The organism is Rhodococcus erythropolis NBRC 15567 (assembly GCF_001552595.1).
GTDB classification, from domain to species: domain Bacteria; phylum Actinomycetota; class Actinomycetes; order Mycobacteriales; family Mycobacteriaceae; genus Rhodococcus_F; species Rhodococcus_F erythropolis.
Map to the genome: position 1 here is coordinate 19,210 of NZ_BCRM01000029.1, position 26,011 is coordinate 45,220.

Consider the following 26,011-nt stretch of genomic DNA (forward strand, 5'->3'; position numbering starts at 1 on the left):
AGTACGACCACCGGTGGCATCGGCGGTGACGGCGAATGACCTCGGTGTCGACAGATCTCGCGTACACAGCTGACGAGTTGGACTTGGATCTTCGGTGGTGGTCTGCAGCCAACTATTTGACGGTCGCACAGATCTATCTGCAAGAGAACGCACTTCTTCAGGAGCCGCTGCAAGTCGAACACATCAAGCCGCGACTTCTTGGGCACTGGGGCACCAGCCCTGGCTTGTCCATGATCTATGCGATTTTGAATCGTCAGATCAAGAACACTGATTCGAACTGGCTTTTGGTGACCGGTCCTGGCCACGGAGGGCCCGCCATTGTGGCATCGATTTATCTCGAGGGCACGTACAGCCAGGTCTATCCGCGCATTTCGTCCGACAGCGCAGGCATACGCCTGCTGTGCCGTCAGTTCTCCACGCCCGGAGGAATACCGAGCCACGTCAGTGTTCAGACACCCGGGAGTGTGCATGAGGGAGGCGAGCTCGGATACGCGTTGATGCACGCAGCCGGGGCTGCATTCGATCATCCAGACCTGACAGTGGCGTGCGTGATCGGCGATGGCGAGGCAGAAACTGCTCCGCTCGCCGGCTCGTGGAAGTTGCCGGCTTTCCTGAACGCACGCCGCGATGGAGCGGTGCTCCCGATACTTCATCTCAACGGGGCGAAGATTTCAGGACCGACCGTACTCGGCCGCACGGATGACGAAAATATTTCGAGGTTTCTCACGAGCCAGGGGTGGTCGCCGATCTTTGTCGAGGGCGATCAACCTGAACTTGTATTCCCCAAATTGCAAGCGGCGGTGCGTCAGTCCCACGAGGATATCCGCCGCATTCAGAAAAGCGCGCGATCCGGTCGCCCCGCCCCTGACATCATGTGGCCCGCAATCGTCCTGCGCACCCCCAAGGGGTGGACCGGCCCGCACATCGTCGACGGACACCTGATCGAAGGCACAAATCGATCACATCAAGTGCCGATCGCGCAGGTGCGAACGAACCCGGACCACCTTCGACAGCTCGAAAAATGGATGCGCTCGTACAAGCCTGAGACATTGTTCGATGCCAACGGTTCACTCCTGAAGGAACTGAGAGACCTTGCGCCCGAGGGGGATCTGAGGCTCGGTGCCACCCCTTATGCGAACGGTGGGCGGCTGAGTGTGCCGCTGCGGGTTCCGCCGCTCGAGGACTACGCGCTCGACATCGAATCACCCGGAACTACCCTGCACGCCACGACGAAACCACTGGGCGAGTTGATCCGTGACATCTACCGCCTCGACACCGGTGACAGTGACGGCGGGGGAACGTTCAGATTGTTCTGTCCGGATGAGACCACCAGCAACAAGCTCGGGGCCGTGTTCGAGGCAACCGATCGCTGCTGGCAACTACCCGTAGCCGACTTCGATGACAGCTTCGGATCGGACGGACGCGTAATGGAAGTACTCAGTGAACACCTCTGCGAGGGGTGGCTCGAAGGGTATCTTCTGACCGGTAGGCACGGCATCTTCGCCAGCTATGAGGCATTCGCGATGGCGAGCGTGTCGATGCTCGTTCAACACTCGAAATGGCTTCAGCACGCAGCTGGGTTGGAGTGGAGAGAGCCTGTTTCATCACTTAATGTGCTCCTGACCAGTACATGCTGGCGAAATGATCACAACGGCTTCAGTCATCAAGGTCCTGGGGTGATAGATGCCGTCATCCCACTTTCGCCGGAAGTGATCCGAGTATGGCTTCCCCCGGATGCGAACACACTCTTGGCTGTTTCGGAGCATTGCCTCGTGAGCCGTGACCATGTGAACTTGATCGTGGCGGACAAGCAGGAGCATCTGCAGTACTTGACCCTCGCCGAAGCCCGGGTGCAATGCGCTGCCGGTGTCTCGGTGTGGAAGTGGGCAGGCACCGAAATTGTCGACAGTAATTACACGACCGACCCGGATGTCGTACTCGCCGCTGCAGGTGATGTCCCAACACAGGAGATTTTGGCTGCGGCTGACCTTCTCCGCCGGTGGATACCGAATCTTCGTGTGCGGGTGGTGAACGTGATCGACCTGATGGCGCTTCTCCCCCGCGAGGTGCATCCTCACGGACTTTCGGAAGCCTCGTTCATCGACATGTTCACCCGCAGCGTCGATGTGATTTTCGCCTTCCACGGATACTCACGAGCTGTACACCAGTTACTGCACGGCCGTACCGGCGCCGAAAGGTTCCACGTCCGCGGGTACAACGAACAAGGCACTACGACAACGCCGTTCGACATGGTTGTCCTCAACGAAATGAGCCGGTACCACCTCGTTCTCGAAGCTCTACGCCGGGCGCGCCGCGTCACCGATCACAGTATCGAGCTCTCCGCATACTGCACATCGCAACTGGATCGGCACAAGCAGTACATCGTCGAGCATTTCGAAGACATGCCGGAGGTCCGGGATTGGGTGTGGAGTTGACCGATCGTTTAGCGCTGATCGACGTGTCGGCGACGCTCCTCGACGGAACCGCTCGGAGCAATCCGGATTCGGGTACTCACACCACCAATGCGGGTGCTCGAAGTTGGGTGCGGCGGCGGGTAGCCCGATCTGTACGTGTTTCTACCGAATCGAGGCCGGTAGTAGTTGGTCACGCAGTGCCGACTACGGCAGCGGAACCGCCCACACCAGTGAGGTCCCACCGCTGGGCATCTTGTGGACAGTCAATGAACCTCCGCACTCGGTGGCGCGACTGCGGAGGTTGTCGAGTCCACTCGACGCCACCGAGTCGGCGATGCCGATGCCGTCGTCGGTGATGTCTATTCGGATGTCGTCGCTGATCGAGAGCGCGACTTTCACAGTCCGTGCTCGGGCATGGCGAACGGTGTTACTGACTCCCTCCCTGATCACCGCCACCGCGTGATCGGCCATGGTCTGGTCGATGACAGACAGAGGACCGTTCACGCGGATAGTGGTGCGCACGGATGAATCCGCGGACATTTCGTCGACGGCATCGTGCAGTCTGGCTCGCAGTGTCGACTCCGTGAGCGTGCTGCCCTGCAGGTCGAAGATGGCGTTGCGAACATCTTGGACAACTTCTTGCAGGTCGTCGATCGTGGCCGCCAATCGAGCTTTCGTAGTCTCGGAAGGGCTTTGCTGGGCGGTGACCTGCAACGAGAGGCCGGCAGCGAAGATACGTTGAATCACACTGTCATGCAGGTCGCGTGCGATCCGATCTCGATCCTTGAGCACGTCGAGTTCACGTAATCGCCTCGCCGCATACGCCATTTGAAGTGCCACAGCGGCCTGGTCGGCGAAAGTGGTCAGCAATGCAAGTTGTTGTTCGCTGAAGGGCTCAGCGTTTCGCTCTCGCAGCGCCACCAGGACACCCGAGACCGAGTCCGGTGTCCGTAGTGGGGACACCAACGCCGGCCCATACTGCATATGAGAGCCACGATTGACGTCGAATTCGAGGTGTTCGCCGCGGATAGAAGTACGAGTGAGGAAGGACCTGCCGATCGTCGAGCCGATCGCCGGAATCACTTGCCCGACAACTTCTTCCGGCGAATTGCCGTCCGCGACGGTGACGACAAGGTCGGAGTCCGGGCTGAGTGCGTCGACTGGTTCGGCGATGAAGGTGCGGTCCGCGCCGGTGAGTTGACGAGTTTGCCACGCGATCAGGCGGAGCACGTCCTCGACAGCGACTCCCGAGAGCAGCGCTTCACCTATTTCGCGAGTTGCCTCGAGCCAGAGTTGCCGCGAAGTGGATTCCTCGAACAGTCGTGCATTTTCTATCGCGACCCCGGCAGCGGACGCCAACACTTCGACGACCGCCTGATCCTCCTCGGAGAAGGCGCCTCCCCCGAATTTCTCGGTGAGGTAGAGATTTCCGAACACGATCCCACGGACCCGGACAGGCACGCCGAGAAAAGTGTTCATAGGCGGATGGTGGGGCGGGAATCCCACGGAGGAAGGGTGCGAGGACAGTGTCGTCATTCGTAATGGCTGCGACTCGGTCACGATAGACCCGAGAAGGCCGCGACCAGTCGGCAGCGGACCGATGCGGGCGCGAGTGAGTTCGTCGATGCCCTCGTAAACGAACTGCGTGAGCTGGTCGGCGTGCCCGCGGACTCCCAGTGCGCCGTAGCGAGCGCCGACGAGCTCGATCGCAGCATGCACGATCGAGCGCAGCGTCTGTTCAAGATCAAGGCCGGCGCCGACGACAAGCATCGCCTTCAGTAGTCCATCGGTCCTCTCACGAGCAGCTCGACTTTCGATGTGATCGTCGGGCAGCTCCGAGTGCGCGATGGCGTCGGTTTGCTCTGGCTCCGCGGGTACGGTGGGTTCCGTCATCGGCGGTTCAGTTCCAGTGTGCGTTTCGATGCGAACACCGCTGCTTGGGCTCGACGTTCCAAACCTAGTTTGGCCAGGAGCCGCGACACGTAGTTCTTGACCGTCTTTTCAGCGAGAAACATGCGCTCGGCGATCTGACGATTGGTCAGACCTTCCCCTAGAAGTGCGAGAAGTTTGCATTCTTGATCGGTCAGTTCGCTCAGCTCGTTGTCCGCTTCATCAGCGGCTCGGAGTTTGCTCATCAGAGCAGCGGCGGCGCGGTTGTCCAGCAGGGACTTTCCGTGGCCGACGTCTTTGATGGCCTTCGCCAGTGCCATGCCGGTGATGTCCTTGACGATATAGCCGTGCGCGCCAGCGAGAATCGCGTCGAGCATGGCCTTGTCTTCGGTGAACGACGTCAGGATCAGGCACTTGACGTCGGGGAGTTTCGAATGCAGTTTCTTGCACAGTTCGATGCCGTCACCATCGGGCAATCGCACGTCCAGCACCGCCACGTCGGGGCGTAACGCTGGGATTCGAGCCAGAGCGTGCGCGTACGTTCCTGCCTCACCGATCACGGTGAGATCGGGATCATTGTTGATCAAGTCGACCAGACCACGCCTGACCACTTCGTGGTCGTCAACGAGAAACACCGAGATCACAACTGTTCTCCTCTTCCCGCCCCTCACCAGCCTACGGATCTCTCACCGGCGATCGGCGCCCTGAAGCTGAATATTCGAGGTCTTTCGTCACTTGTTCCGCCTCCAACCTCAGTGCTTCGAACAGACGATGCACCGACAGACCCTTGCGACGACGTACGAAAACAACTAAGGCACTCTGGGACAACAGCGACTGCTGATGGCCGTTCGGCCCTACCTGACCGTTCGATCAACCGAGCATCCTTGGCGGGTAATTGAATTCCCCTCTTCACTCGTAAAGGAAAGTTCGATGCACATGACGCACACCGTGACCCGATCGGCGAAGGAAAGAAGCCCCATGGCTTCGCGAGTCGTCGAAGAGGAGGCGACTGCAGATCCATACGGCCCCCGTCGTGCAGTGACGGTCGCACGGTTGGCGTTGGAGTTCGCGGGGCAGTTCTCGGTAGAAGGAGTGGAAATCGTCCTCGACGGGTGCATTCTCGACCTTTCCTGGGTGTCTTACGCAGCGATGCCCGAGTTGAGTGAACGGTTGGCCCGTCAACGCATCTCGAGCTACTGCCACAGCAAGAACAGAGGATTCAGGTAACGCCGATGGCCCGGTCCATGAATTCACCTGCAGCAGCATGAGCACGGATGATGGTGTCGGCGACAATGCAAACTCGCCGGACAGCTTCATGGCCGTCGCGATCTGCTCGGCTTGGCCCGGATCTGTCGCGACAGCGCCTCCCGCGAATTAGGCTGGCGCTGAGGACTCTCCAAGAATCGGTCGATACGTTGGCTCGAAGCCGAGCGCCAGACGGTCAGTTTCTTCGTCTTTGCACGACAATGGGAGGTCGATGATGGGTTTGACGACGATCGGCGGGCTTCCTGTACACCCGCTTCTTGTTCACCTCGTGGTTGTGCTGGTGCCGGTTTCAGCGCTGTTGTTGGTGTGTGCGGTGTGTTGGCCTGCCGCGCGGCTTCGTTTGGGGTTGGCACCGACGTTGATCGCGTTGATCACGATGGTTGCGGTACCTGTGACCACCGATGCCGGTGAATGGCTCGAGAAGCAGGTGCCGCGAGATCCGTTGGTCCAGGCGCATTCCGAACTCGGTGATCAGATGTTGTTCTGGTCTATCGGGGTGTTCGTATTCGCCGCGGTGTGGTGGGTCGTGCATTCGACACGATTCGCTCGGTGGCGAGCAGATCGCCTCGAGTCGTCGGGTTCGCCGAACGTGTGGCGCGCCGTCGTCGTCGTGGTGGCGGTTCTGTCCGTGTTTGTCGCTGCCGGTTCGATAGTGCAGGTGTACCGGATCGGTGAGAGCGGAGCAAAAGCAGTGTGGAGCGACCAACTCGGATAGAGGACCATCCGGGGGCAGACAACGAAAAGAGCGCTACTTCATGACACTTCCCCGATCGCGAACGTCCGCCAATCGCAGTGGATCGATACTCGATCCACTCCCGTCGCGCCCTGCCGAGGGCGCGGTCTTCAGTAATTCGTGGCCCGTTCGTACGGGCGATATCCATCCGGATCGGAGCCTGCGACTCGACGCAGTAGCTCGGTACCTGCAAGATCTGGGTTTCGACAACCTCGAAGCCAACGGCGCAGCGCAGACCCACCCACTCTGGGTAGTTCGTCGAACGGTCATCGACGTAGTCAGGCCGATCATCTGGCCCGACACAGTACATCTACACCGGTGGTGTTCGGCCCTCTCGAGCCGCTGGTGCACCATGCGGGTGAGGATCGAATCAGACGGTGGAGGGCTGATCGAAACCGAAGGATTCTGGATCAACATCAACCCACAGAACGGTATGCCTTCTCGGATCAGCGATGACTTCCTGGCGCCGCTGACGACGACAACCGACGAACATCGACTCACCTGGCGACAATGGATCACCGACCCGGCACCCAACACCGAGGGCGATGAATTCCCTTTACGACCAAGCGATATCGATCCATTCGATCACGTCAACAACGCCGTATACTGGCAGCCGGTCGAATCGGTGATGCGCATGCATACCCGTCTGCGAGCAGAGCCGTATCGGGCTGTCCTCGAATACATCAAGCCCATAATCGTCGACGAGGCAGTCGAGATCCGAAGTGTGCACGACACCGAAACCAGCACTGCCTGGTTCGTGTGCGGCGACGAGACCCGCGCCAGCGCGCACTTCACGAAACGCCCACGATCATGACGGCCTCACCCCACCCCGCGAACCCGGACAGACCTGACGACGACAGTGAAGGCTCTCAACCGGCCCACGACGAACCGCACACCAGTGGCGTGTCCTCACGGCTGAACTGGCTACGCGCAGGCGTACTCGGCGCCAACGACGGCATCGTCTCCGTCGCAGGCCTCGTCGTCGGAGTCGCTGCCCTCTCCACCGATCGCGGCCCGATCCTGACCGCCGGAGTCGCAGGCCTCGTCGCCGGCGCGGTATCGATGGCACTCGGCGAATACGTCTCGGTAAGCACCCAACGCGACACCGAACGCGCACTGCTGGCCACAGAACGCCACGAACTCGAACACACCCCGGACGCCGAACTCGACGAATTGATCGCGATGTACCAGAACAAAGGCCTGAGCGAAGAAACCGCCCGCCGGGTCGCGGAGGAATTGACTGCTCACGATGCCTTCGCCGCGCACGTCGACATCGAACTCGGAATCGACCCTGATGCATTGGCCAACCCGATCTCGGCGGCACTGTCATCAGCCATATCGTTCACCGTCGGAGCGATGCTGCCCTTGATCGCGATCCTCGCCCCACCGCCCGGGGTGCGGGTGCCGGTGACGTTCGTCGCTGTTCTGCTTGCGTTGGCTCTGACCGGCGCAGTCAGTGCACAGTTGGGCGGCGCCAGTCGCCGCCGCGCGGTGGTTCGCGTGGTCGTGGGAGGGGCCCTGGCAATGATCATCACCTACGCCGTCGGCCAGTTACTCGGAGTGGCAGGGGTCTGACAGCATTCCGACCCCGACCGTTGTCGTCGAGGTGGTGTGTGGCCTGTGGAACACCTCTCCGAAACGCGCACCGATCACCTGGTCAGCAGAGCGCCAGCCCGAACCGGCTTCGCCATCATCAGAATTCGAATACCAGACGCGCGGTGACACGGCCGGCGAGAATGTCGTCGAAGCATTCGTTGACGTCGTCGAGTTTGCGCGAAACTGCAGATACGGTGGTTTTTCCGGCGGCATGAAGCTCGAACACCTCGCGCAGATCCTCACGTGTGCCGACTATCGATCCCAGAACGGAGATACCCCCGACGACGGTGTCGAAGATCGGAATCGGAAACACACCATGCGCAGGCATCGAGACACAGACCAGTCGGCCTCCGCGCCGAAGTGAGCGGAACGCTTGGTCGAAGACGCTCGGAACGACCGCCAACACGATCGCGACATCCGCACCGCCAAGCTTCTGGATCGCTTCGACGGGGTCTTCGGTCAGTGAGTTGACAGTGTGGTCCGCCCCCAATGTTGCGGCGAGCTCGAGCTTGTCGTCCTCGATGTCGATCGCGGTGACAAAACCTCCGGCGATCCTGGCGTATTGAACTGCCATGTGCCCCAACCCGCCGACACCGAAGATCGCGACACGTTGCGCCGGCCTCACCCCACCGACCTTGACCGCCTTGTACGTGGTCACACCCGCGCAGGTGAGCGGGGCAGCATCGAACGACGAGATCGAATCGGGAACACGAACTACGTACTGTGCTTGCGCCACAGCATATTCGGCGTAAGCACCGTCGATGGAGTATCCGCTGTTCTGCTGCTTCTCGCACAGTGTCTCCCATCCGGAGACACAGTGGTCGCACTCACCGCACGCGGAACCGAGCCATGCGATCGCGACACGTTGACCGATACGATCGTGGGAAACGTTCTCTCCTGCCGCTTCGATCACTCCGATACCTTCGTGACCGGGCACGAAGGGGACGGTGGGTTTGGCAGGCCAGTCGCCCTTCGCTGCGTGTATATCGGTGTGGCACAGGCCGCAGGCTTCGATCTTGATCAGAACTTGGTCCGGTCCAGGCGTTGGGATCGCAATGTCCTGGACGATCAGGAGTGCTCCGAACTCTGTCACTACTGCTGCTCTCATCGCGATCATCCTCAGATTGGGGTGGACTCGAAAAGCCGACAGCCGATCTCGGCGCCGCACCTACTGATGCTCCCGCGACCAAGGACAGCTCAAGTAGGGTCAGAGGTCACCCCAGCAGGTCGAAGGGCCCCGAATGCTGAACACCCCAAAAAAGTTCGGGCCCGTGATTTCCTGCAGTCATGGCCGCCCACTACCTATGATTCCCATTTCCGCACTGTCTATCGTCGAATCTCTCGCTGGAATCGCCTCAGCAGAGCACTGGCATCACTGTAAGTGCGATGAGGTGCACTGCCGCTTCGGCGGTGCGGCCATGCGTGTTGCCACTGGTGCGGCGGTGCCGACACCGGTGTTTCACCGGAACCGCTGTGCAATTCCGGGCGTATGGGTCCATGGCGGTCTTTCGGCCCTACTCGACTTAAGCAGCAACCGAGCACACTGGACGAACACGGCGGTCACGCGATGAACGACGACAGAACGGCGATGAGGAATCCCGGATGGACATCTCCCACACCCTCCGTTGGCGTGCGAGCGCCCATGCCATGCAACACAATCCGTTTACCCACGCGCTGGCCCACCTTGCGAAGGCGCTCACCGGTGTCTGCGATCGCGAGATCGCTGGGTTGCGGTGAGCGCCGTCGCGGAGCGGAAGCGCGGCAGTCCATTTGGTGTTTATCCGAAAAACATTGAGCCACAATTTTTCCGGTCACCGTTGGCGGAGCAAAGAATCTGTGTTCACGTCCTCGGGTGCGAGACGAGGGAAGGTTCACACAGGACGGTGGCCCGCAGTTGCCGCTGGTGGATCATGTCCGAGAAAGGGGACCGAGATGAAGGTGTCGTCGTCGATGATGCATGTACGCGACTTGGATCGTTCTGTGCAGTTCTATCGTGATGTGTTCTCCTGCACTACGGGCCTGCGCACGCCGGACTCGGCGTTGCTCCTGACCCCTGACGGATTTCAGATCTACATGCACGCGAAGTCTGCATTTCGTCCCGTCGACGCCGGCGTCACTGGAGTCCTCTACATCATGTGGTCCACCGACAGTGAAGGCGAGTTCACACAGATAGCGGAACGGATGCGCATGCACGACGCGTCGGCATCAGTCTCGACGTCCGACGGGCTGACGCTTCTCGACGGACGCGACCCGGACGGAATCAGAATCGTCATCGCATATCCGAGCCCGACGCAGTTCCCGCGCGAGGTGATCGCTGCCCGCTTCCGCGGGTAACCACCCTTGCATGATTCGCAACCGGAAAGCTGTCGACACCGCCACTGGCCGGTCAATTGCCATAGATGGTGGTGGGCCAGCGATGAGTCTGCAGGGCACTCTCTCTGACGGCGCCCTGCCTGTTAGGTCGTCTCGTCGACAGGTTCGAGGGCCGTACCAGCTGAGCAGCGGGCTCGATCTAGCATGGCATCGCTTCGGCGTTCGCGCGGAGTGTGTGCAACATTTTCCTGCTCATCACGAAACCTATCGGTTCGATGATCGAGCATCCGAAAGCAAGGCGGCTGGTCACTGACCGTCCATGTGAGTATCTCCCCCGCTCGATCAGTCGTGTTCTGTCCGAGGTTATGGGACGTAGATGGAACGACCACAGAGCATGGTCGGCTATGTCTGGGCCTTCGCCGAGAAGAACCATTGTCGTGCCGCGTTTGATCATCGTCACGGTCAGAGGGGGCGATTTCGGGTGCAGAGCTACCTTGTCACCCACTTCGAGGAGTTGGAAGTCGGGATTGATACCTGCTGCACTCGTGATGTTACATCCCACCATGTTCTCCAATCCGCGATAGCTGTAGAAACCCGCACGTTGTTGGCCTATTTGAATTAGCCACGGCCACAACTGATATGCTGCGGAATCGACAGTGATCGCGTGTGTGTACGACCATGCCGCGTTCGGGACGAACTCATCGCCGGGAAGTGTCTCTGCGATCTCCGATGCCGTTGCGCCCCAGCCAGTTCTCCACCGACGCATCGGCCTCGATGCAAGTATGTGAAAAGCAATGAGACCAGCACCGCCGATCGATTCCGCAGCCTCATTCATTCCGCGTCCACATGCTCGTGCTGCCCAGCCGAGACGCGGCCGGTTTCGCTACAGGCTCCTCGGGCACCGAACTCGCCTGTGCACCCCGCTGTCGTCGACGCGACTTTCGGCCACGCCTCTGCATAGGTGGTCGTCGGATCCGCGACCGCACCGATTGCCGCGAAAACGGCATTCGACCAGGCAAGCGGGTGGAGCGCTTCTGGGTCGACGGCGAATACTGTGGTCACAACGATTGGCAGCACATGTGCAGGACTGTTGTCGATGGTCGTCACGGGAGCCTCAATTGCTTTGTCTTCGAATCGGTTCGACACCAGTTTTGGGTGCGGTCTACGCGTCTCGACGTCTGAGCATGTAACCGGCGAAGCCGATCAAGAGTACGGTCCAGATCACCGCGACGCCGAAACCTTGCCACGGCGAGAGCAGATCTCCGGGGGCTTGCTTCGGTGAGGCGATCAAGCTCCCGGCCTGCGAGGGCAAATAGGCGTGGACGTGTTGTCCGATACTGCCGGGCAGCAGCTGAGCAAGGGGCGCCAAAACGAGAACGAAACCGATGATGCCGGTGACAGCTCCCGCTGTGTGGCGGACGAGAGCGCCGATCGCGATCGCCATCACTCCCAGCACCGAAAGGTACAGACCTGCACCGACTACGGCTCGCAGGACACCCGGATCACCCAACGACACCGATACGCGCGACCCCATCACCGCCGATCCGACAAAGAACGCCGGAAAGGCCGCGAGCTCGCCGACCACGAAGACCACAACCATGAACAGTCCTGACTTGGCGGCCAGGACCGGTATCCGCGCAGGGACCGCCAGCAGGCTCGCTCTGATCGTTCCGCTGGCGTACTCGCTGGTCATGACGAGAACGCCGAGGACACACACCGCCAGCTGTCCGAGCTGAAAACCGGCGCCGAGAATCTGGCGAGTAGGGTCGGCCACAATCTGCATTTGGGCAAGCGGATCGACTCTGTCCCAGTACGCCACGGTAAACCACGTGAACAGCGCAGTGAAACCGACAGTGACGACAACCAGCAGCGACAGGGACCAGATCGCCGAGCGGAGCGATACGAGTTTGGTCCACTCCGATTTCAGCAATCCCACAAAATTCAGGCTGCTGAGGTGCTGCGCAGGCGCAGCGGGTTCGTCATGAAACGCGGAGATACTCATCTCGCGGCGCTTTCTGTAGCGAGAGGCATCAGCGACCGCTCGTGGGGCGTCATTGCAGGGTGGGTGAGGTTCATGAACGCTTCCTCCAACGTAGCCACTTCCGGTGTCAGCTCGTAGATCGCGATGTGATGCTGATTGGCGAGTTCGCCGACACGCTGAGCGGAAGTATCACGCACGGTGAGTGCGCCGTCATCACGCGCGCCAGTGTGCCCGCCGTCCGAGGCGATACGTTCGGCGAGTGCCGGCGAATCGGATGACCTCACCAACACGGAGGTGTGGCTGCTTCGAGCGACCAATTCCTTGGTGGTGCACTGTGCTATCAGTTTTCCGTGATCGATCACGACGAGGTTGTCAGCGGTTTGCGCCATTTCGCCCATGAGATGGCTGGAGACGAACACAGTTCTTCCCTCGCTTGCGAGGTGCCTCATCATGGAGCGCATCCAGAAGATGCCGTCTGGATCCAATCCGTTGATCGGTTCATCCATGATGAAGGTCGTCGGATCCCCCAAGAGTGCTGCTGCGATTCCCAAACGCTTGCGCATACCGAGCGAAAAGGAACCCGCACGTTCTCCCTTGACGTCACGGAGGCCGACGAGATCGAGGACCTCATCGATACGGTTCCTCGAAATAGACTGTGTTTGAGCGAGATAAAGCAGATGATTGTACGCCGATCGACCTGCGTGAACAGCCTCGGAATCCAGGAGTGTGCCGACTTCACGCAAGGGCTGACGGAGCTGGGCATAGTTCACGCCGTTGATGTGGGCATGTCCATGAGTGGGGTGGTCGAGCCCGACGATCAATCGCATCGTGGTGGACTTTCCTGACCCGTTCGGACCGAGAAACCCTGTCACTGAACCGGATTCGACGTCGAAAGACAGGTTGTCGATCACAAGCTTGTCGCCGTAACTCTTGCTGAGCTCTCGAACTTCGATCGTGTGGCTCATCACGGCCTACCAGAATTCGGTTGCGCAGACGCTGACGGTGCGGTGCAGATCGTTCCGGGCCATGTATCAATCGCACAGGCCGCCGCCTCGCGTTCCCCATCTCCGGCACTCACGTGAAATTGCGGACCGCGATCGCGCATCCCCTCGGCTCCCGCAGTTGCTGTAAGCCTACGCATATGGGTTCCTTCGTCGGAGGGATGGAACTGAGGGAGCGGACAGGGTCTGTGGTCATCGGCAACGCTGTCAGGGGACCGGCACCTCTTCGGTCGCGCGATGAACCTCGATTCGACAGTCCTTCACCACAGCGGCGACGGAAGCAACTGCGACCAGAACAGGTGCCGCTATGGCGACCACGACGCCAACCGTGACCGGAATCTCGAAAATGGTGTGGTCATGGTCGTTTTTCACCACAATTCGTCGGACGTTGCCATCGTGTAGCAGCTTCTTCACCGCATCAGTGACCTCAGCTTCCTGAACCTGGAAGCTGTTCGTCGGAGGAGCGGCGCCCATGGATCCGTTTACTGAATTTCCCTGTTCCTGCATAGTCGACATTCCGTTCTGTACCAACGCACGATGTGGACGCGGCGCGATATCGGGGCGCCTGGTAGCCGATCGACTACCCGTCATCAGTGTCGGGGGCGGAACATCGCGTGCGTAGAGTCTTTGTACCTGCGGGGCAGTTCTTTACGGATGCAGATGTCGAGCACCCACACAGCAATAGTGAGCTCGGGGCTCTCGAACGGATGATGACCTTCGCCCCGGCCATGGGCACCTCCTCGTAGTGGCAGGGCCTTTTCGGCAGTCCGCACCACTCGGCCCCGCTGGTCGTCATGGTGACCAGTGACCCTATGACCGGGTCACTGAACCGGCGATCATCACAGGATGGACAGAGCGCGAGCGGGAACTGAACGCGCCGACACGTCGGCGTCTGGGTCGGCCACGATGCTGGGCTGGCGCGTCCTTGAACCCACGTCGATCCATGCGCACCCTATGACGTTCGGACGCATTCCGCGGCCCACGATTCGGCCTGACGAGCTTCTCGTCAAAGTCGTCGCGTGCGGGGTCTGCCGGACCGATCTTCACGTCAGCGAAGGGGACCTCCCCATCCACAAATCCGGTGTGGTCCCCGGTCACGAGGTCGTCGGGTTGGTCGAGGAAGTGGGAGATTCCGTATCCGGATTCGCATTCGGTGATCGAGTCGGGGTGCCATGGCTGCACTCCACATGTGGCAGCTGCCGATTCTGTGTGCGCGGGGCCGAAAATCTGTGCCCGAATTCCACGTACACCGGCTGGGACGTCGACGGCGGATACGCCGAATACATTTCCGTTGCTGCAGCATTCGCGCTTGCGTTGCCTTCGAGCTACAACGACGTCGAGTTGGCGCCGTTGTTGTGTGCTGGCATCATCGGCTTCCGCGCTCTCGAACGCACCGATCTGCCCGAAGGTGGGCGTCTGGGGATCTACGGATTCGGAGGTAGCGGGCATCTAGCAGCGCAGATCGCGATGGCACGAGGATGCGAAGTGCACGTAATGACGCGCAGTCCTTCGGCGCGCACACTCGCACTCGAGCTGGGCGTGGCCTCCGTTCAAGGCTCACACGACCGACCGCCCGTGCCGCTCGATGCGTCGATTCTGTTCGCCCCTGTCGGCGACCTGGTTCCTGTTGCGCTCGAGTCCTTGGATCGAGGGGGTGTTCTGTCGATCGCCGGTATTCACCTGTCGAACATCCCGCCGATGAACTATCAGCGGCACCTCTTCTACGAACGCCAAGTGCGCTCAGTGACAGCCAACACCCGCATCGATGCCGTCGAGTTCCTTGATTTTGCGGGCCACCATCATCTGGATGTCAGGGTGCAGAGGTATCCGCTCGCCGACGCGGATCGTGCGCTCATGGACCTGGCTGACGATCGTGTCACCGGTGCTGCGGTGCTGGTGTACTGATGAGCCGGTCGGCGTTACCTGTCACCTCGCTCGATCCGTCGAAGGCGCCCAACGAATACAGTGCGGCTGAGGCGTCCATCGCCGAGTTCGCGGAAGTACTCGCGTTGTTGGATACCACCTCGGCTGGATTGACTAGCGCAGAAGCATCACGGCGGCTCGCCGAGTACGGCCCCAATGCCGTCCGTTCACACCGCGTCAGTGCCGCAGCGGTCCTGGCCCGTCAACTGAAAAGCGCGATCCTTGCGCTCCTCGCTGTCACTGCGGTCATCTCGTTCTTCCTGGGCGATCGAAACGATGCCGTCATCATCGGCGTCATCTTGACGGCGAGCATCGGGCTCGGATTCACCAACGAATACCGGGCTGAGCGGGCAAGTGCAGCGCTCCATTCGCAGGTACGGCACACGGCGGTGACACTACGAGACGGATCCGCGACGGAGGTCGACGTCGCCGATCTGGTACCCGGCGACATCCTTCGTCTCACCTTGGGGTCGGTGGTTCCCGCGGACCTGCGGCTGATTGCTGTCAACGGATTCGAGTGCGACGAGAGCATGCTCAGCGGAGAGTCGCTTCCAGCACCGAAATCGTTGTCTCCGTTACCTCCAGGAAGCGCACAGGCCGACCTCGTCAACTGCGCATTCATGGGTACCGTGGTTCGGGCCGGCACCGCGGACGGTGTCGTCATTGCAACGGGGAATCATGCGGAGTTCGGCCGAATTGCTGCCGCGCTCGGCCAGAAACACCCGGAGACGGACTTTCAGATCGGCCTGCGGAAATTCTCGATGCTGTTGTTGAAGGTGGCGCTCGCTTTGGTGTCGATGATTTTGATCATCAACCTGGTTCTCGAGCGCCCTGTGATCGAGTCACTACTCTTTGCGCTGGCAATCGCCGTCGGTATCACCCCGCAACTGCTTCCCGCGGTGGTCAGTTCGAGCTTGGCCTCGGGATCCCGCCAACTCGCCAAACACAAGGTCTTGGTCAAAAGGCTTGTCTGCATTGAAGATCTGGGTGATCTGGATGTCTTGGTGACCGACAAAACCGGCACGCTCACCAACGGTCAGATCACCTTCACACATGCACTGACCCCCGACGGCCTCGCCGACGACCGAGTCCTGCGGTACGGACTACTCGCCACCGAGTCCCGCCCCGAGCACGCCGCTCAGATCGGACCTGGCGCGAACCCTATGGACGCGGCCTTGTGGCAAGCGTCCGACTCGGAACGAGGCCTCGTCGCAGGGTTCACCACCCTCGGCATTCATCCCTTCGATCACGAGCGGAGGATGACATCAGCGCTGGTGCGCGGCCCGTCGGCGTCCAGTCCTGAAGTGGTGGTCAAAGGGGCCCCGGAAGTTCTCTTGGATCGATGTCTCGAGGTGTCGACTGCGGCGCACAGGACTCTGACTGCCCTTTTCGCTGACGGCAGTCGTGTGGTCGCGGTCGCCGCCAAATCCGCGCCCGGTCTCACCCAGATCACCGCAGAGGACGAAGCGGCCCTGACGCTCGTCGGTTTCCTGGTATTCCTCGACGAACCGAAGGCCGCGGCCAAAGCCTCACTGAAGGAACTGAACGCACTCGGCATTGCCGTCAAGGTGGCGACGGGCGACAACGCGCAGGTGGCGGAGAAAGTCTGTCGCGATCTCGGATTAGCTTCCGGTGGAACTCTTCTCGGCGCAGAAATCGACGCGATGGACGATCAATCATTGACCGAAAATGCCCAACTGGCCACGATCTTCGCGCGGGTATCCCCCGAACAGAAAGCACGGGTCATCCGCCTGTTGCGCCGGCGGGGCCGGGCGGTGGGATTCCTCGGCGACGGCGTCAACGACGCTCTCGCGTTGCACGCTGCCGACGTCGGGATCTCGGTCGACACGGCGACAGATGTCGCGAAGGACGCTGCCGATGTTCTGCTGCTCGAAAAGGACCTGGGAGTGTTGGCCACCGGAGTGTCCGAAGGTCGACGAATATTCGCGAACACGATCAAGTACGTCCTCATGGGAACCTCGAGCAACTTCGGCAACATGTTCAGCGCTGCAGCAGCGTCGGCGGTTCTTCCGTTCCTTCCGATGCTCCCGAGCCAGATACTCCTGAACAACCTGCTCTACGATTCGAGCCAACTGACCATCCCCACCGACCACGTCGACACCGAACAACTTCAGGCACCATCGCACTGGAACATCGCGTTCATCCGCAAGTTCATGCTGACATTCGGTCCGATCAGTTCACTGTTCGATTTCATGACGTTCGCCGTGATGCTGGGCATCTTTCATGCCGGTCCCGAGTTGTTCCGAACGGGTTGGTTCGTCGAGTCCTTGGCTACACAGACGTTGATCATCTTCGCGATCAGGACCCGCCGGACACCGTTCTTCCGAAGCCGGCCCAGCGCGGCCCTGGTCATCTCGACGGCCGCGGTCATGGCCATCGGTGTTGCGCTCACTGTTTCGCCGTGGGCCGACGATCTCGGGTTCACCGCCCTCCCGCTGGACTTTTTCGTCGCTCTGGTCCTCATGGTGGCGGTGTATCTCGTGTTCGTCGAGTTCGCGAAGAAGATGTTCTACAGCGAACCTGTGCATCCAACATCGCACGAACGTGTACGCGGGACCATGCACCGTATCCATCGCCGAGCGTCCAGGTTCAGCACGCCCCTGCCACTGCCGAGAACACAGTAGTGACTATCTGGCAGGACGAGTGTCCGATGTCCCTGACGATCGGCACCGGAAGCTTTCGAGGTGTGCTCTTCGACATGGACGGCGTCGTCACCGACACAGCCTCACTGCATTTCGCAGCGTGGCGGCGACTGTTCCACCAGCTGTCCGGTGAAGGACGGTTCGGCACCGTCGACCTCAGTCGAGGTGACTACCTCGAGTACATCGACGGGAGGGAACGCGCCGCCGGATTGGAAGCATATTTGTTCTCCCGCGGCGTCACCCTCCCTGCGAAAGCATCGGAGTGCGGTGCGCAAGGACCAACGATCGAGTCACTCGCGCACGACAAGGACAGATACTTTCTGGACGAAATCGCGGCGATCGGGGTGAAAACCATCGCCCCCACCGTCCGGCTGCTGCAGCGTCTTCATTCCGCCCGCATACCGACGGCACTGGTGTCAGCAAGCCGAAACGCCGGCCTGGTCCTCGAACGCGGCGAAATCAGCGACTACTTCTGCGTTCGCGTCGACGGAATCGATGCTGCCACGCTGTCGTTGGACGGCAAGCCCAGCCCTGAGATGTTCCTCGAAGCCGCGCGCCGACTGAAATTGCACCCCGCTCAATGCGTGGTGATCGAAGACGCTCAGGCCGGGGTCCGCGCCGCGAAGGACGGTGGATTCGGGCTCTCCGTCGGGCTGGGGAACGATCACGCGGCTCTGATGTCGAACGGAGCCGATGTCGTCGTCGACAATCTCGATCTTCTGGATGTGCAACTTACTCCCACCGCACCGAGGGCAGGGGACAACGTCGATTCCGAATGCGCCCTGTGCCAGGAGTCCGGCGAAGACGAGTGGTCACTGGAATACCGCGGAATCGATCCCGACACCGCCGGCACACGCGAGGCGTTGCTGACCCAAGGCAATGGGTACTTCGCCACCCGGGGCGCCCTGGCAGAGACGACAGCTGACGGAATCCACTATCCCGGCGTGTACGTGGCAGGGTGCTACAACAGATTGACCTCCCACATCGACGATCGAAGCCGCACCGACGAAAGCATCGTCAACCTCCCCAACTGGGCCCACTTCACCTTCCGCGCTACTGGCGGAACGTGGCTGGGCGCCCACACTCATGCCGTGCATCATCATCACGAATCGTTCGACCTCCGCCGGGGCGTCCTCCGGAGGGAAAGTGTGGTCGGTGATTCCGCAGGCCGGATCACACGCATCACTCAGCACCGACTGGTGTCGATGGACGATCCTCATCTGGCAGCACTGACGACCACGCTCACCGCCGAGAACTGGTCGGGATCCGTCGAAGTCCGCTCGGGCATCGATGCCGGCGTCACCAATTCCAATGTTCCGGAATATGCACTGCTCGACGGATATCATTTCGATCAGGTCAGTGCGAAGTCTATTGGCGTGGAATCGATCTCGTCGACCGTGCACACCCGACAATCACAGATCCGCATCGCCCAAGCGGAACGCCTGCGCGTTCGGCGCAGCGACGGTGCAGCGGTCGAGCACACGCGCCGAGTCGAAATCGTCGATTCGACCACGTTCCAGATCCTCTCGTGCCGCATCGAGCAAGGTCACGCCTTGAACTTCGAGAAGACAGCGACCATTTTCACCTCCCATGACCGCTCCATCTCCGAACCCGAGTTCGCCGCACGGCAATGCCTCGAGGATTCCCCCGGCAATGCCGAACTCTCACAACGCCATTGCGAGGCCTGGCACGAACTGTGGCAACGATTTTCCACCATCTTGGAAGGGGATGGGATGACAGCACTGGCAACCAACGTCCAGATGGCTCATGTCCTTCAGACCCTCTCGGCGCACACAAGCCCCTTGGATGTCGGGGTGCCGGCGCGGGGCCTTCACGGCGAAGCGTATCGAGGACACGTGTTCTGGGACGAACTCTTCGTCCTGCCTCTTCTCACCACACGCCTGCCCGAACTTGCGCGCTCGTTGCTGCTTTATCGCCATCGCAGACTCCCCCACGCCCGGCGCAGCGCGCGCGACGCCGGCCTCGCAGGTGCAATGTTTCCGTGGCAGAGCGGCAGCGACGGCCGCGAAGAAACACCGCAGGAACTGTTCAATCCGCGGTCCAGACGGTGGATGCCTGATAATTCTCGGCGCCAGCATCATGTCAATCTCGCTGTCGCCTACAATATTTGGCGATACTGGCAGACCACCACCGATCTTGGATTTCTCACCGATTTCGGCGCCGAGATCCTCGTCGACAATGCCCGATTCTGGAGTAGTCTCGCCGAATACGATGCTGATTCCGATCGCTACGACATCCGCGGAGTGATGGGACCGGACGAATTCCACGACGGCTACCCAGGACACGCGGGCGCAGGGATCGACAACAACAGCTACATCAACATCATGACCGCATGGACTCTGGTGAGAACGCTCGACACCATCGCGATCATCGGAGGTGCAAACGGCTCCGCCACCGGGCGGCGATTGCGGATTGCCGACAGCGAGCTCGCACACTGGGAACACATCAGCCGACGGCTCCGGCTGACCTTCCTCGACAACGGAATACTCAGTCAGTTCGAGAACTTCCAATCCTTGAAAGAACTCGACTGGGCCGACTACCGCGCACGCTACGGCGACATCGGCAGGCTCGACCTGATCCTCGAAGCCGAGGGCGATTCGTGCATCAATTATCAAGCCACCAAACAGGCCGATGTTCTCATGCTCTTGTACCTGTTCCCCGCGGAAGTGCTGACCGACCTGATCACACGGCTGGGCTATCCGTTCGACCCCATGTCCATACCTCGCACCGTCGACTACTACGTGCAGAGAACCTCGCACGGATCAACCCTGAGCCGAGTGGCACACACCTGGGTCCTTGCCCGCGGAAACAGATCACAATCGTGGGAAATGCTGACCCAGGCGTTGTCGACGGACCTATCCGACAGCCAGGGCGGAACCACCCGAGAGGGAATCCATCTGGGGGCGATGGCCGGAAGCATCGATATCCTCCAACGCTGCTACACCGGACTGGACTTCCGCGCCGATACGGTATGGCTGCACCCGCAGCTCCCACCCGAACTGGACTCCCTGGCGTTCGACATCTATTACCGAGGGCACTGGCTTCACATCACGTGCACACACACCTCGACCTCTGTTTCCTCCGGCCACAGCTCGGCGGCAGCACTTGCCCTCTCGATCCACGACACCGCCTACGAACTCGCCGCCGATTCGGCAATCACACATCGGGAACCGCCTCCGCCCTCGGAGTCACCGCCGCGGTGACCGGCGGCCCCGCCGTGTCTGCACCAGGTGACTACCGCCGGGTTGACGGACGTTTGCGGTCTCGTTCGAACCAAGGCATGCGTCGCCGAAAGACCCTCGAATGGGAACCACCCGACTCTGTCCGAAAACTCTCCGACACGGCACAGTGCGAAGGGAAGCCACACATCCGTGGTCATCGCTGAGGAGGCGCTCATGAAGATGCTTGTCACAGCTGCAAGTCGCCATGGATCGACCGACGAGATCGCCGGCGCACTCGCCGACGCGCTGAGGAGGAGCGGCGCCGACGTGGACCTCCTCGAGCCCGAGGACGTGCACGAGATCACCGACTACGACACCGTCGTCATCGGCAGTGCGATCTACACCGGGCGGTGGTTGCCGCCGGCAAAAGAGTTCATCGCACGTTTCCGGGAAGCACTGCTACTTCGTCAGGTATGGCTGTTTTCCTCCGGGCCGGTCGGCAACAACGGACGACCCGTCAACGATCCCCCCGATGTGAGCGCTCAGGTGGAGGCGACGGGCGCCCGCGCGCACCGAATGTTCGCCGGAAAACTCGATCGCACCACCCTCGGTTTCGGGGAACGGATGATGGTTCGCGCTGTCCGAGCACCGGAGGGAGATTTCCGGGACTGGGAATCCGTGAACGAGTGGGCCGAGCAGATTCGGCTCGCACACCAGAGCGGATTTCCTCAGACCTCAGGGAAGCCGTCATGATGCCGCGAACACCCATCGTGGTCGGAGTCGACGGATCAGCCAGCTCCATTGCTGCCGTGAGATGGGCAGCACGTGAAGCCTCTCTACGGTCCCTGCCACTGCATCTCGTCACCGCCATGCTCGGTACCCCAGAGACCTTCGGTAACGCCTTTCGTCTGGTCGCGAACTTCCCGAACCAAGATCACGAAGGGCAACAACGCCTCTCCGCCGCCAGATCCGCTGTCACCGACGAATGCAGCGGCAGTAAGGTCCCGGTCACCGAGCACCTGGGATACGGGCACGCCGTGGATGTTCTGCTCAAAGAAGGTAGCGACTGTTCGATTCTCGTAGTCGGCTCCCACGGGTCCGGGCAGCTCGCCGGCGAGCTGCTCGGGTCGGTCAGTTCCGCCGTCGCCGCACACGCGCGTGTGCCCGTCGCGATCATTCGCGGAACAAGCCGACCGGGAAAAGCGGTGATGACCGGGCCGGTCGTTGTCGGTGTCGACGGAACCGCCAACAGTGAACCAGCGATCGCAGAAGCCTTCGAAAGTGCATCATTGCGCGGCGCGGCACTCGTCGCCGTCCACGCATGGACCGACGTCGACCTCGCCACCGTCTTCCAATCCGACCCGGACGGGGTCGCATTGAATTGGGGCGCAATCGAATCAGGTGAGCGTGCCGTGTTGTCCGAAAGCTTGGCCGGATGGAGTGAGAAGTTCGCCGACGTGAAGGTCAAACATGTCGTCGTACGCGACAGGCCGGTCCACGCTCTGGTCTCCGAATCGCAACATGCTCAACTCGTGGTCGTAGGCAGTCGCGGTCGAGGTGGTTTCACCTCGATGATGTTGGGTTCGACCAGCAGACGGCTGATGCACTCCACCAACTGTCCCGTTCTGATCGTCCATTCGCCGAAGGCGCCATGATTCAACGCTTCACTCCGCTGCGCGCCAAAGCTGGGACTCCTTCCGCTGCGCGGTTGAACATCGCTACAGCAGAATCTGCTTCATTCGTGAACCGCTCACCGCAGTGTCGGCCTACTGCGGGGTCGGCGCCCGGACGAACTGGCGATTGCACATGACAACGCACTGACCAGAGACAGGACATGCTTTCTCGAGAATTATCCGATTGTTCTGACGGCCGGTAGGACCGAAAGGCTCTCGCTCCCAACGCGCCCCGGTTCGTGGGCAGTGAACGTGTCGAGTACGCCCTCGTCAACCAGCTTCGGCAGCCTCGCGGGCGTATCGTCGAAGATATCGGATGCACACCGCACGTGATCGCCGTTTTCACGTCGCCACCGAATTGCAGTTACTTCGGCCACCTCAGGTCGAGACAGGAGCGTCGTCATGACGCACGAGTCCACCGTCATCCCCTCCAAAGACACCGATCACGGCATCAACGAGCCGCGGATTCCGCGGCTCAGGCTCAAGCCCGAACCCCAGAACTCCACCTCGGCGCCGATCGGTAGCGTCGACGGCGCCTGGTGGCCGTATTCCACCGACCTCGAAGCCGAGCTTCCCGAACTGCTCACCGCAGTCATCACACGCCTGGGGCCGATCGATCGGGTTGCCTACGATCTGAACGGATGGGATTCGCGCCCCACTCGACTTCCTTTCGCAGGTCGTTCGGTCCGGTTGGACGGCTACAGATTTCAACCACACGGCACCGTGTACGTCACCGGCGTCGACGGGCGAGAAGTCGTGATACTCGTCGTCCCGCCGCACTGCGATCCTGATGCTGCGCATCGCGCCCTCACTGTCGCTGCCCAAGCCGGAAACGAATCGCCCGTGACCGAGCTGCTCTCGATCGCAAAGACTGGCGCCGACATGGACCGACACCTGCAACAACCGCATCCCTCGGCACTCGAGGACCGCGCTACCCCGGAAGCGGTGCGGTCATGACCGCCGTGATCATCATCGCGGTGATCGTCGTCGTGATCCTCGGGGCGCTCGCGATGTCGATTCGCGTCATCACCCAATACGAACGCGGAGTACTGCTGCGGTTCGGCAAAGTCCAAAACGTTCGGACGCCCGGCCTGACCGTAATCATCCCGCTCGTCGACCGCCTCACCCGCGTATCACTGCGCATCGTGACAATGCCGATCCAATCCCAAGGAATCATCACCCGTGACAACGTCAGCGTCGACATCGCCGCCGTCGCCTACTTCCGCGTCGTCGACGCCGTGAAATCCGTTGTCGCCATAGAAAATGTCGACACAGCCATCAACCAGATCGCACAAACCACCCTGCGCAACATCGTCGGACAACACAGCCTCGATCAAGCGCTCTCCGAGACCGACACCATCAACGCCGACATCCGCAAGATCCTCGACGTCGCAACCCTCGAATGGGGCGTCGAAGTAACACTGGTCGAACTCAAAGACATCCAACTACCCGACAGCATGAAACGCGCCATGGCCCGCGAAGCAGAAGCCGAACGCGAAAAGAGAGCGAAAATCATTGCCGCAGAAGGTGAATCCTTGGCAGCAGCAGCCCTCGGGGACGCCTCGGACACGATGATGGCGCATCCCCTGGCGCTACAGCTCCGCAATCTGCAAACCCTCGTCGAACTCGGAGTCGAGAAAAACACCACCATCGTCTTCCCTGCCCCCCTGATGAGCGCAATCGGTGAACTCGGCAACTTCCTCGCCCAGGAAACCCGAGCCTCCACCGACCTCGGTCACACCACGCAAAAACCCGCTATCCGTCCGCCTCTTCACACACCGGCGCCGCCCGATACCAACGGGACGCCAGTGCCCATCCCTGCACACTGACGACCTTCGCCCGGGGTTTGCTGCACGGACACGAGACAAGTGTCCGATTCACGCAGCCTGAGAAACTCAATCGTAATTGACACGCCGAACCCATATGAAAAATTGTTCGGGTACGACGTGCCGAAGCCATATCAGGTATCCCGTATACCCCCGCGCTACCCACAGGTCGCCCGGCTACCGACCATCGCTTGATAAAGGCAACGCTGGAGCGCATACCGGACGAAAAACCGACAAAAGTCGGCGGCTATGGGAGCACTGCGGTGCCCGCGGAGCACGTCACTCGTCGAGCACTTCCGTGATCGTCCAATGCTGCTTGCCTGCAACGACTACGAGCCTTCCCCGACCACCGAGAATTCATCACCGTGCCGAGCCCTCATAGCCTCGACGAGCACGTCGATCGAGGCCAGCAACTCCGCTGGCGGGGTGGTCAGGTCGAGGGCGTGGCAGTAGATGGTGATGTCGGCGCCGACAACCTCGACCGCGTGGGAGGCGGTGTCGCCTTTCGCGTAGATCAGGTGACCTTCGCGGAGGCCAAGGGCAGTGCAGTACGCGGTCAGTTGGTACATGTCCGCGTTCGGCCCCCTCTTGCCGGCCGCGGTTGTTTTGTACTTGGCGTCGATCACTGCCACGGGCTTGCCGTCGCTGTTGCACCAGGTCAGGTCAGGTTCTATCGTGACGGTGCGGCCGTGATCGAGGAAGCGTGTCGGACCGGATCCGGGACGCACTCCCCTGCCGCCGCGGCGCGCGATCGCAGCAGCGGTGGTGGTCATCAGGAAATCCTCGAACACTTTCCACATGTCGAGAACGAAGCCTCGCACGACGACAGTCCCGATGCGGTGCTCGATGGACCGATGCTCGGTGATCAACTCCGACAACTGCAATGCCCAGTGGTAGCGCTCGTTCAATCTCGTTCGCGCCGGGGACGGTTCGGCACCAGCGGTGGGCGGTGTGACGTCTGCGAGGGCGCGGCGACCCCTGGCCAGCCTCGTCTGCAGACGGGGCGGGACTACCGCGGAATCGAGCAGAATCACGGTGGCGGCGAGCAGCAGCTGGTTTTCGGCGATGTCTTCGCCCCTATTCGTCGTAGCGGATCTCCACAGGCAGTGCGAGCGAAGAATCGTCGGGTGATCTGATCGCCCGCGCGTAGCCGCCCGCGCAAGACCGGGCCCGAGTCTTCGACTTCGCGGTAGCCGGAGAGCAGTCCACGGGCGGTCGCTCGCTCGGCAGCGGCGACGAGCGCTTCGGCTAATGCGGCAACCAGGTCGGTATCCGTGTCGGCGAGTGCGGTGTGCTGCGACCACCACGCAGGGTCACCGGCGTATCCCACCATCGAAGATCACGCAGCTGATCGATGTTTTCGGTTCCACCCTCACAGTGAAAGCACCGACGGTCACGGCACCGATCTTCTTCGGTGGCGGCCAGTGTGAACACTCCGGGAATGGTCGTGGGTGTGACCGTGACCAGCCCAGTGGCCGCGAACGCGGCAGCACCCTCCGGCGTCAACGCCACCTGCGGGCGGCACACCAGACAGCCGGCGCAGCCGTAAC

The 26,011-nt window shown here is 61.1% G+C and carries 22 protein-coding genes; 13 read left to right on the forward strand and 9 right to left on the reverse strand.

The genetic code is table 11. The features are described from left to right. Positions 1 to 35 precede the first annotated feature (35 nt). A complete protein-coding gene (locus RE4_RS26435) occupies positions 36 to 2,435 on the forward strand; it encodes a phosphoketolase family protein (RefSeq protein WP_021344843.1) in 2,400 nt (799 codons plus the stop codon). 183 nt (positions 2,436 to 2,618) lie between these two features. Here the strand turns inward: RE4_RS26435 and RE4_RS26440 are convergent, their stop codons facing one another. Together RE4_RS26440 and RE4_RS26445 are read right to left on the reverse strand one after the other, a co-directional pair. Continuing rightward, positions 2,619 to 4,307: a sensor histidine kinase gene (locus RE4_RS26440; RefSeq protein WP_021344842.1), complete on the reverse strand. Its 1,689-nt coding sequence runs from the start codon at positions 4,305 to 4,307 to the stop codon at positions 2,619 to 2,621. Then, the gene (locus RE4_RS26445) at positions 4,304 to 4,948 is read right to left on the reverse strand and encodes a response regulator (RefSeq protein ID WP_021344841.1); all 645 of its coding nucleotides are present in this window, start codon (positions 4,946 to 4,948) and stop codon (positions 4,304 to 4,306) included. The genes RE4_RS26440 and RE4_RS26445 overlap by 4 nt, the downstream gene beginning before the upstream one ends. 334 nt (positions 4,949 to 5,282) lie before the next feature. On the opposite strand from RE4_RS26445, the gene RE4_RS26450 reads away from it, so the two are divergent. The 4 genes from RE4_RS26450 to RE4_RS26465 all read left to right on the forward strand — a co-directional run bounded on the left by RE4_RS26450 (position 5,283) and on the right by RE4_RS26465 (position 7,878). Further along, positions 5,283 to 5,531 (forward strand): hypothetical protein, encoded by a 249-nt coding sequence (locus RE4_RS26450; RefSeq protein ID WP_044480459.1) that lies wholly within the window; start codon positions 5,283 to 5,285, stop codon positions 5,529 to 5,531. Positions 5,532 to 5,781: 250 nt separating this feature from the next. Further along, positions 5,782 to 6,285, forward strand: coding sequence for a DUF2231 domain-containing protein (locus RE4_RS26455; RefSeq protein WP_306305303.1), 504 nt, complete (start codon positions 5,782 to 5,784; stop codon positions 6,283 to 6,285). Positions 6,286 to 6,325: 40 nt separating this feature from the next. Next, positions 6,326 to 7,117, forward strand: a complete 792-nt coding sequence (locus RE4_RS26460; protein WP_021344838.1) for an acyl-[acyl-carrier-protein] thioesterase — start codon at positions 6,326 to 6,328, stop codon at positions 7,115 to 7,117. Continuing rightward, a complete protein-coding gene (locus RE4_RS26465; RefSeq protein WP_021344837.1) occupies positions 7,114 to 7,878 on the forward strand; it encodes a VIT1/CCC1 transporter family protein in 765 nt (254 codons plus the stop codon). Before RE4_RS26460 ends, RE4_RS26465 begins: the two co-directional genes overlap by 4 nt. Positions 7,879 to 7,996: 118 nt before the next feature. Here RE4_RS26465 and adhP read toward each other — a convergent pair whose 3' ends face one another. Further along, on the reverse strand, positions 7,997 to 9,007 hold the full coding sequence (gene adhP / locus RE4_RS26470; RefSeq protein WP_024487693.1) for an alcohol dehydrogenase AdhP: 1,011 nt from the start codon (positions 9,005 to 9,007) through the stop codon (positions 7,997 to 7,999). Between the two features lie 842 nt (positions 9,008 to 9,849). Between adhP and RE4_RS26480 the strand changes: the two genes are divergently transcribed. Next, the gene (locus tag RE4_RS26480) at positions 9,850 to 10,233 is read left to right on the forward strand and encodes a VOC family protein (RefSeq protein WP_306305304.1); all 384 of its coding nucleotides are present in this window, start codon (positions 9,850 to 9,852) and stop codon (positions 10,231 to 10,233) included. Between the two features lie 810 nt (positions 10,234 to 11,043). Here the strand turns inward: RE4_RS26480 and RE4_RS26490 are convergent. The 4 genes from RE4_RS26490 to RE4_RS26505 all read right to left on the reverse strand — a co-directional run bounded on the left by RE4_RS26490 (position 11,044) and on the right by RE4_RS26505 (position 13,668). After that, entirely contained in the window at positions 11,044 to 11,319 is a 276-nt protein-coding gene (locus RE4_RS26490) for a hypothetical protein (protein WP_148127449.1), read from the reverse strand. 55 nt (positions 11,320 to 11,374) lie between these two features. After that, on the reverse strand, positions 11,375 to 12,148 hold the full coding sequence (locus RE4_RS26495; RefSeq protein WP_218001061.1) for a hypothetical protein: 774 nt from the start codon (positions 12,146 to 12,148) through the stop codon (positions 11,375 to 11,377). A 62-nt stretch (positions 12,149 to 12,210) separates the two neighbouring features. Then, a complete protein-coding gene (locus RE4_RS26500) occupies positions 12,211 to 13,158 on the reverse strand; it encodes an ABC transporter ATP-binding protein (protein WP_021344830.1) in 948 nt (315 codons plus the stop codon). A 243-nt stretch (positions 13,159 to 13,401) separates the two neighbouring features. Beyond that, entirely contained in the window at positions 13,402 to 13,668 is a 267-nt protein-coding gene (locus RE4_RS26505) for a DUF4342 domain-containing protein (RefSeq protein ID WP_021344829.1), read from the reverse strand. 432 nt (positions 13,669 to 14,100) lie between these two features. Between RE4_RS26505 and RE4_RS26510 the strand changes: the two genes are divergently transcribed. The 7 genes from RE4_RS26510 to RE4_RS26545 all read left to right on the forward strand — a co-directional run bounded on the left by RE4_RS26510 (position 14,101) and on the right by RE4_RS26545 (position 24,464). Then, positions 14,101 to 15,099, forward strand: coding sequence for a zinc-binding alcohol dehydrogenase family protein (locus RE4_RS26510; RefSeq protein ID WP_031333598.1), 999 nt, complete (start codon positions 14,101 to 14,103; stop codon positions 15,097 to 15,099). Beyond that, positions 15,099 to 17,762, forward strand: a complete 2,664-nt coding sequence (gene mgtA, locus RE4_RS26515; RefSeq protein ID WP_024487697.1) for a magnesium-translocating P-type ATPase — start codon at positions 15,099 to 15,101, stop codon at positions 17,760 to 17,762. The genes RE4_RS26510 and mgtA overlap by 1 nt, the downstream gene beginning before the upstream one ends. A 26-nt stretch (positions 17,763 to 17,788) precedes the next feature. After that, positions 17,789 to 21,004 (forward strand): HAD-IA family hydrolase, encoded by a 3,216-nt coding sequence (locus RE4_RS26520; RefSeq protein WP_037249471.1) that lies wholly within the window; start codon positions 17,789 to 17,791, stop codon positions 21,002 to 21,004. A 192-nt stretch (positions 21,005 to 21,196) separates the two neighbouring features. Continuing rightward, a complete protein-coding gene (locus RE4_RS26525; protein ID WP_024487698.1) occupies positions 21,197 to 21,715 on the forward strand; it encodes a flavodoxin domain-containing protein in 519 nt (172 codons plus the stop codon). Then, complete coding sequence (locus RE4_RS26530) at positions 21,712 to 22,617, forward strand: universal stress protein (RefSeq protein ID WP_024487699.1); 906 nt, start codon at positions 21,712 to 21,714, stop codon at positions 22,615 to 22,617. The genes RE4_RS26525 and RE4_RS26530 overlap by 4 nt, the downstream gene beginning before the upstream one ends. 420 nt (positions 22,618 to 23,037) lie before the next feature. Beyond that, positions 23,038 to 23,592: a DUF5994 family protein gene (locus tag RE4_RS26540; RefSeq protein ID WP_021344819.1), complete on the forward strand. Its 555-nt coding sequence runs from the start codon at positions 23,038 to 23,040 to the stop codon at positions 23,590 to 23,592. After that, complete coding sequence (locus tag RE4_RS26545) at positions 23,589 to 24,464, forward strand: slipin family protein (protein WP_021344818.1); 876 nt, start codon at positions 23,589 to 23,591, stop codon at positions 24,462 to 24,464. The genes RE4_RS26540 and RE4_RS26545 overlap by 4 nt, the downstream gene beginning before the upstream one ends. 326 nt (positions 24,465 to 24,790) lie before the next feature. On the opposite strand, the gene RE4_RS26550 is transcribed toward RE4_RS26545, so the two are convergent. After that, positions 24,791 to 25,495, reverse strand: coding sequence for a 5-methylcytosine restriction system specificity protein McrC (locus RE4_RS26550; protein ID WP_049941006.1), 705 nt, complete (start codon positions 25,493 to 25,495; stop codon positions 24,791 to 24,793). Further along, complete coding sequence (locus RE4_RS31205) at positions 25,492 to 25,794, reverse strand: 5-methylcytosine restriction system specificity protein McrC (RefSeq protein ID WP_049941007.1); 303 nt, start codon at positions 25,792 to 25,794, stop codon at positions 25,492 to 25,494. The genes RE4_RS26550 and RE4_RS31205 overlap by 4 nt, the downstream gene beginning before the upstream one ends. Positions 25,795 to 26,011: the final 217 nt, after the last annotated feature.

Bases quoted from the DNA above. Each gene is read 5' to 3' on its own strand.
- RE4_RS26435 (WP_021344843.1), top strand. From the start codon at position 36: ATGACCTCGGTGTCGACAGATCTCGCGTACACAGCTGACGAGTTGGAC.
- RE4_RS26440 (WP_021344842.1), bottom strand. From the start codon at position 4,307: ATGACGGAACCCACCGTACCCGCGGAGCCAGAGCAAACCGACGCCATC.
- RE4_RS26450 (WP_044480459.1), top strand. From the start codon at position 5,283: ATGGCTTCGCGAGTCGTCGAAGAGGAGGCGACTGCAGATCCATACGGC.
- RE4_RS26455 (WP_306305303.1), top strand. From the start codon at position 5,782: ATGATGGGTTTGACGACGATCGGCGGGCTTCCTGTACACCCGCTTCTT.
- RE4_RS26460 (WP_021344838.1), top strand. From the start codon at position 6,326: ATGACACTTCCCCGATCGCGAACGTCCGCCAATCGCAGTGGATCGATA.
- RE4_RS26465 (WP_021344837.1), top strand. From the start codon at position 7,114: ATGACGGCCTCACCCCACCCCGCGAACCCGGACAGACCTGACGACGAC.
- adhP (WP_024487693.1), bottom strand. From the start codon at position 9,007: ATGAGAGCAGCAGTAGTGACAGAGTTCGGAGCACTCCTGATCGTCCAG.
- RE4_RS26480 (WP_306305304.1), top strand. From the start codon at position 9,850: ATGATGCATGTACGCGACTTGGATCGTTCTGTGCAGTTCTATCGTGAT.
- RE4_RS26500 (WP_021344830.1), bottom strand. From the start codon at position 13,158: ATGAGCCACACGATCGAAGTTCGAGAGCTCAGCAAGAGTTACGGCGAC.
- RE4_RS26505 (WP_021344829.1), bottom strand. From the start codon at position 13,668: ATGGGCGCCGCTCCTCCGACGAACAGCTTCCAGGTTCAGGAAGCTGAG.
- RE4_RS26510 (WP_031333598.1), top strand. From the start codon at position 14,101: ATGCTGGGCTGGCGCGTCCTTGAACCCACGTCGATCCATGCGCACCCT.
- mgtA (WP_024487697.1), top strand. From the start codon at position 15,099: ATGAGCCGGTCGGCGTTACCTGTCACCTCGCTCGATCCGTCGAAGGCG.
- RE4_RS26520 (WP_037249471.1), top strand. From the start codon at position 17,789: ATGTCCCTGACGATCGGCACCGGAAGCTTTCGAGGTGTGCTCTTCGAC.
- RE4_RS26525 (WP_024487698.1), top strand. From the start codon at position 21,197: ATGAAGATGCTTGTCACAGCTGCAAGTCGCCATGGATCGACCGACGAG.
- RE4_RS26530 (WP_024487699.1), top strand. From the start codon at position 21,712: ATGATGCCGCGAACACCCATCGTGGTCGGAGTCGACGGATCAGCCAGC.
- RE4_RS26540 (WP_021344819.1), top strand. From the start codon at position 23,038: ATGACGCACGAGTCCACCGTCATCCCCTCCAAAGACACCGATCACGGC.
- RE4_RS26545 (WP_021344818.1), top strand. From the start codon at position 23,589: ATGACCGCCGTGATCATCATCGCGGTGATCGTCGTCGTGATCCTCGGG.
- RE4_RS31205 (WP_049941007.1), bottom strand. From the start codon at position 25,794: ATGGTGGGATACGCCGGTGACCCTGCGTGGTGGTCGCAGCACACCGCA.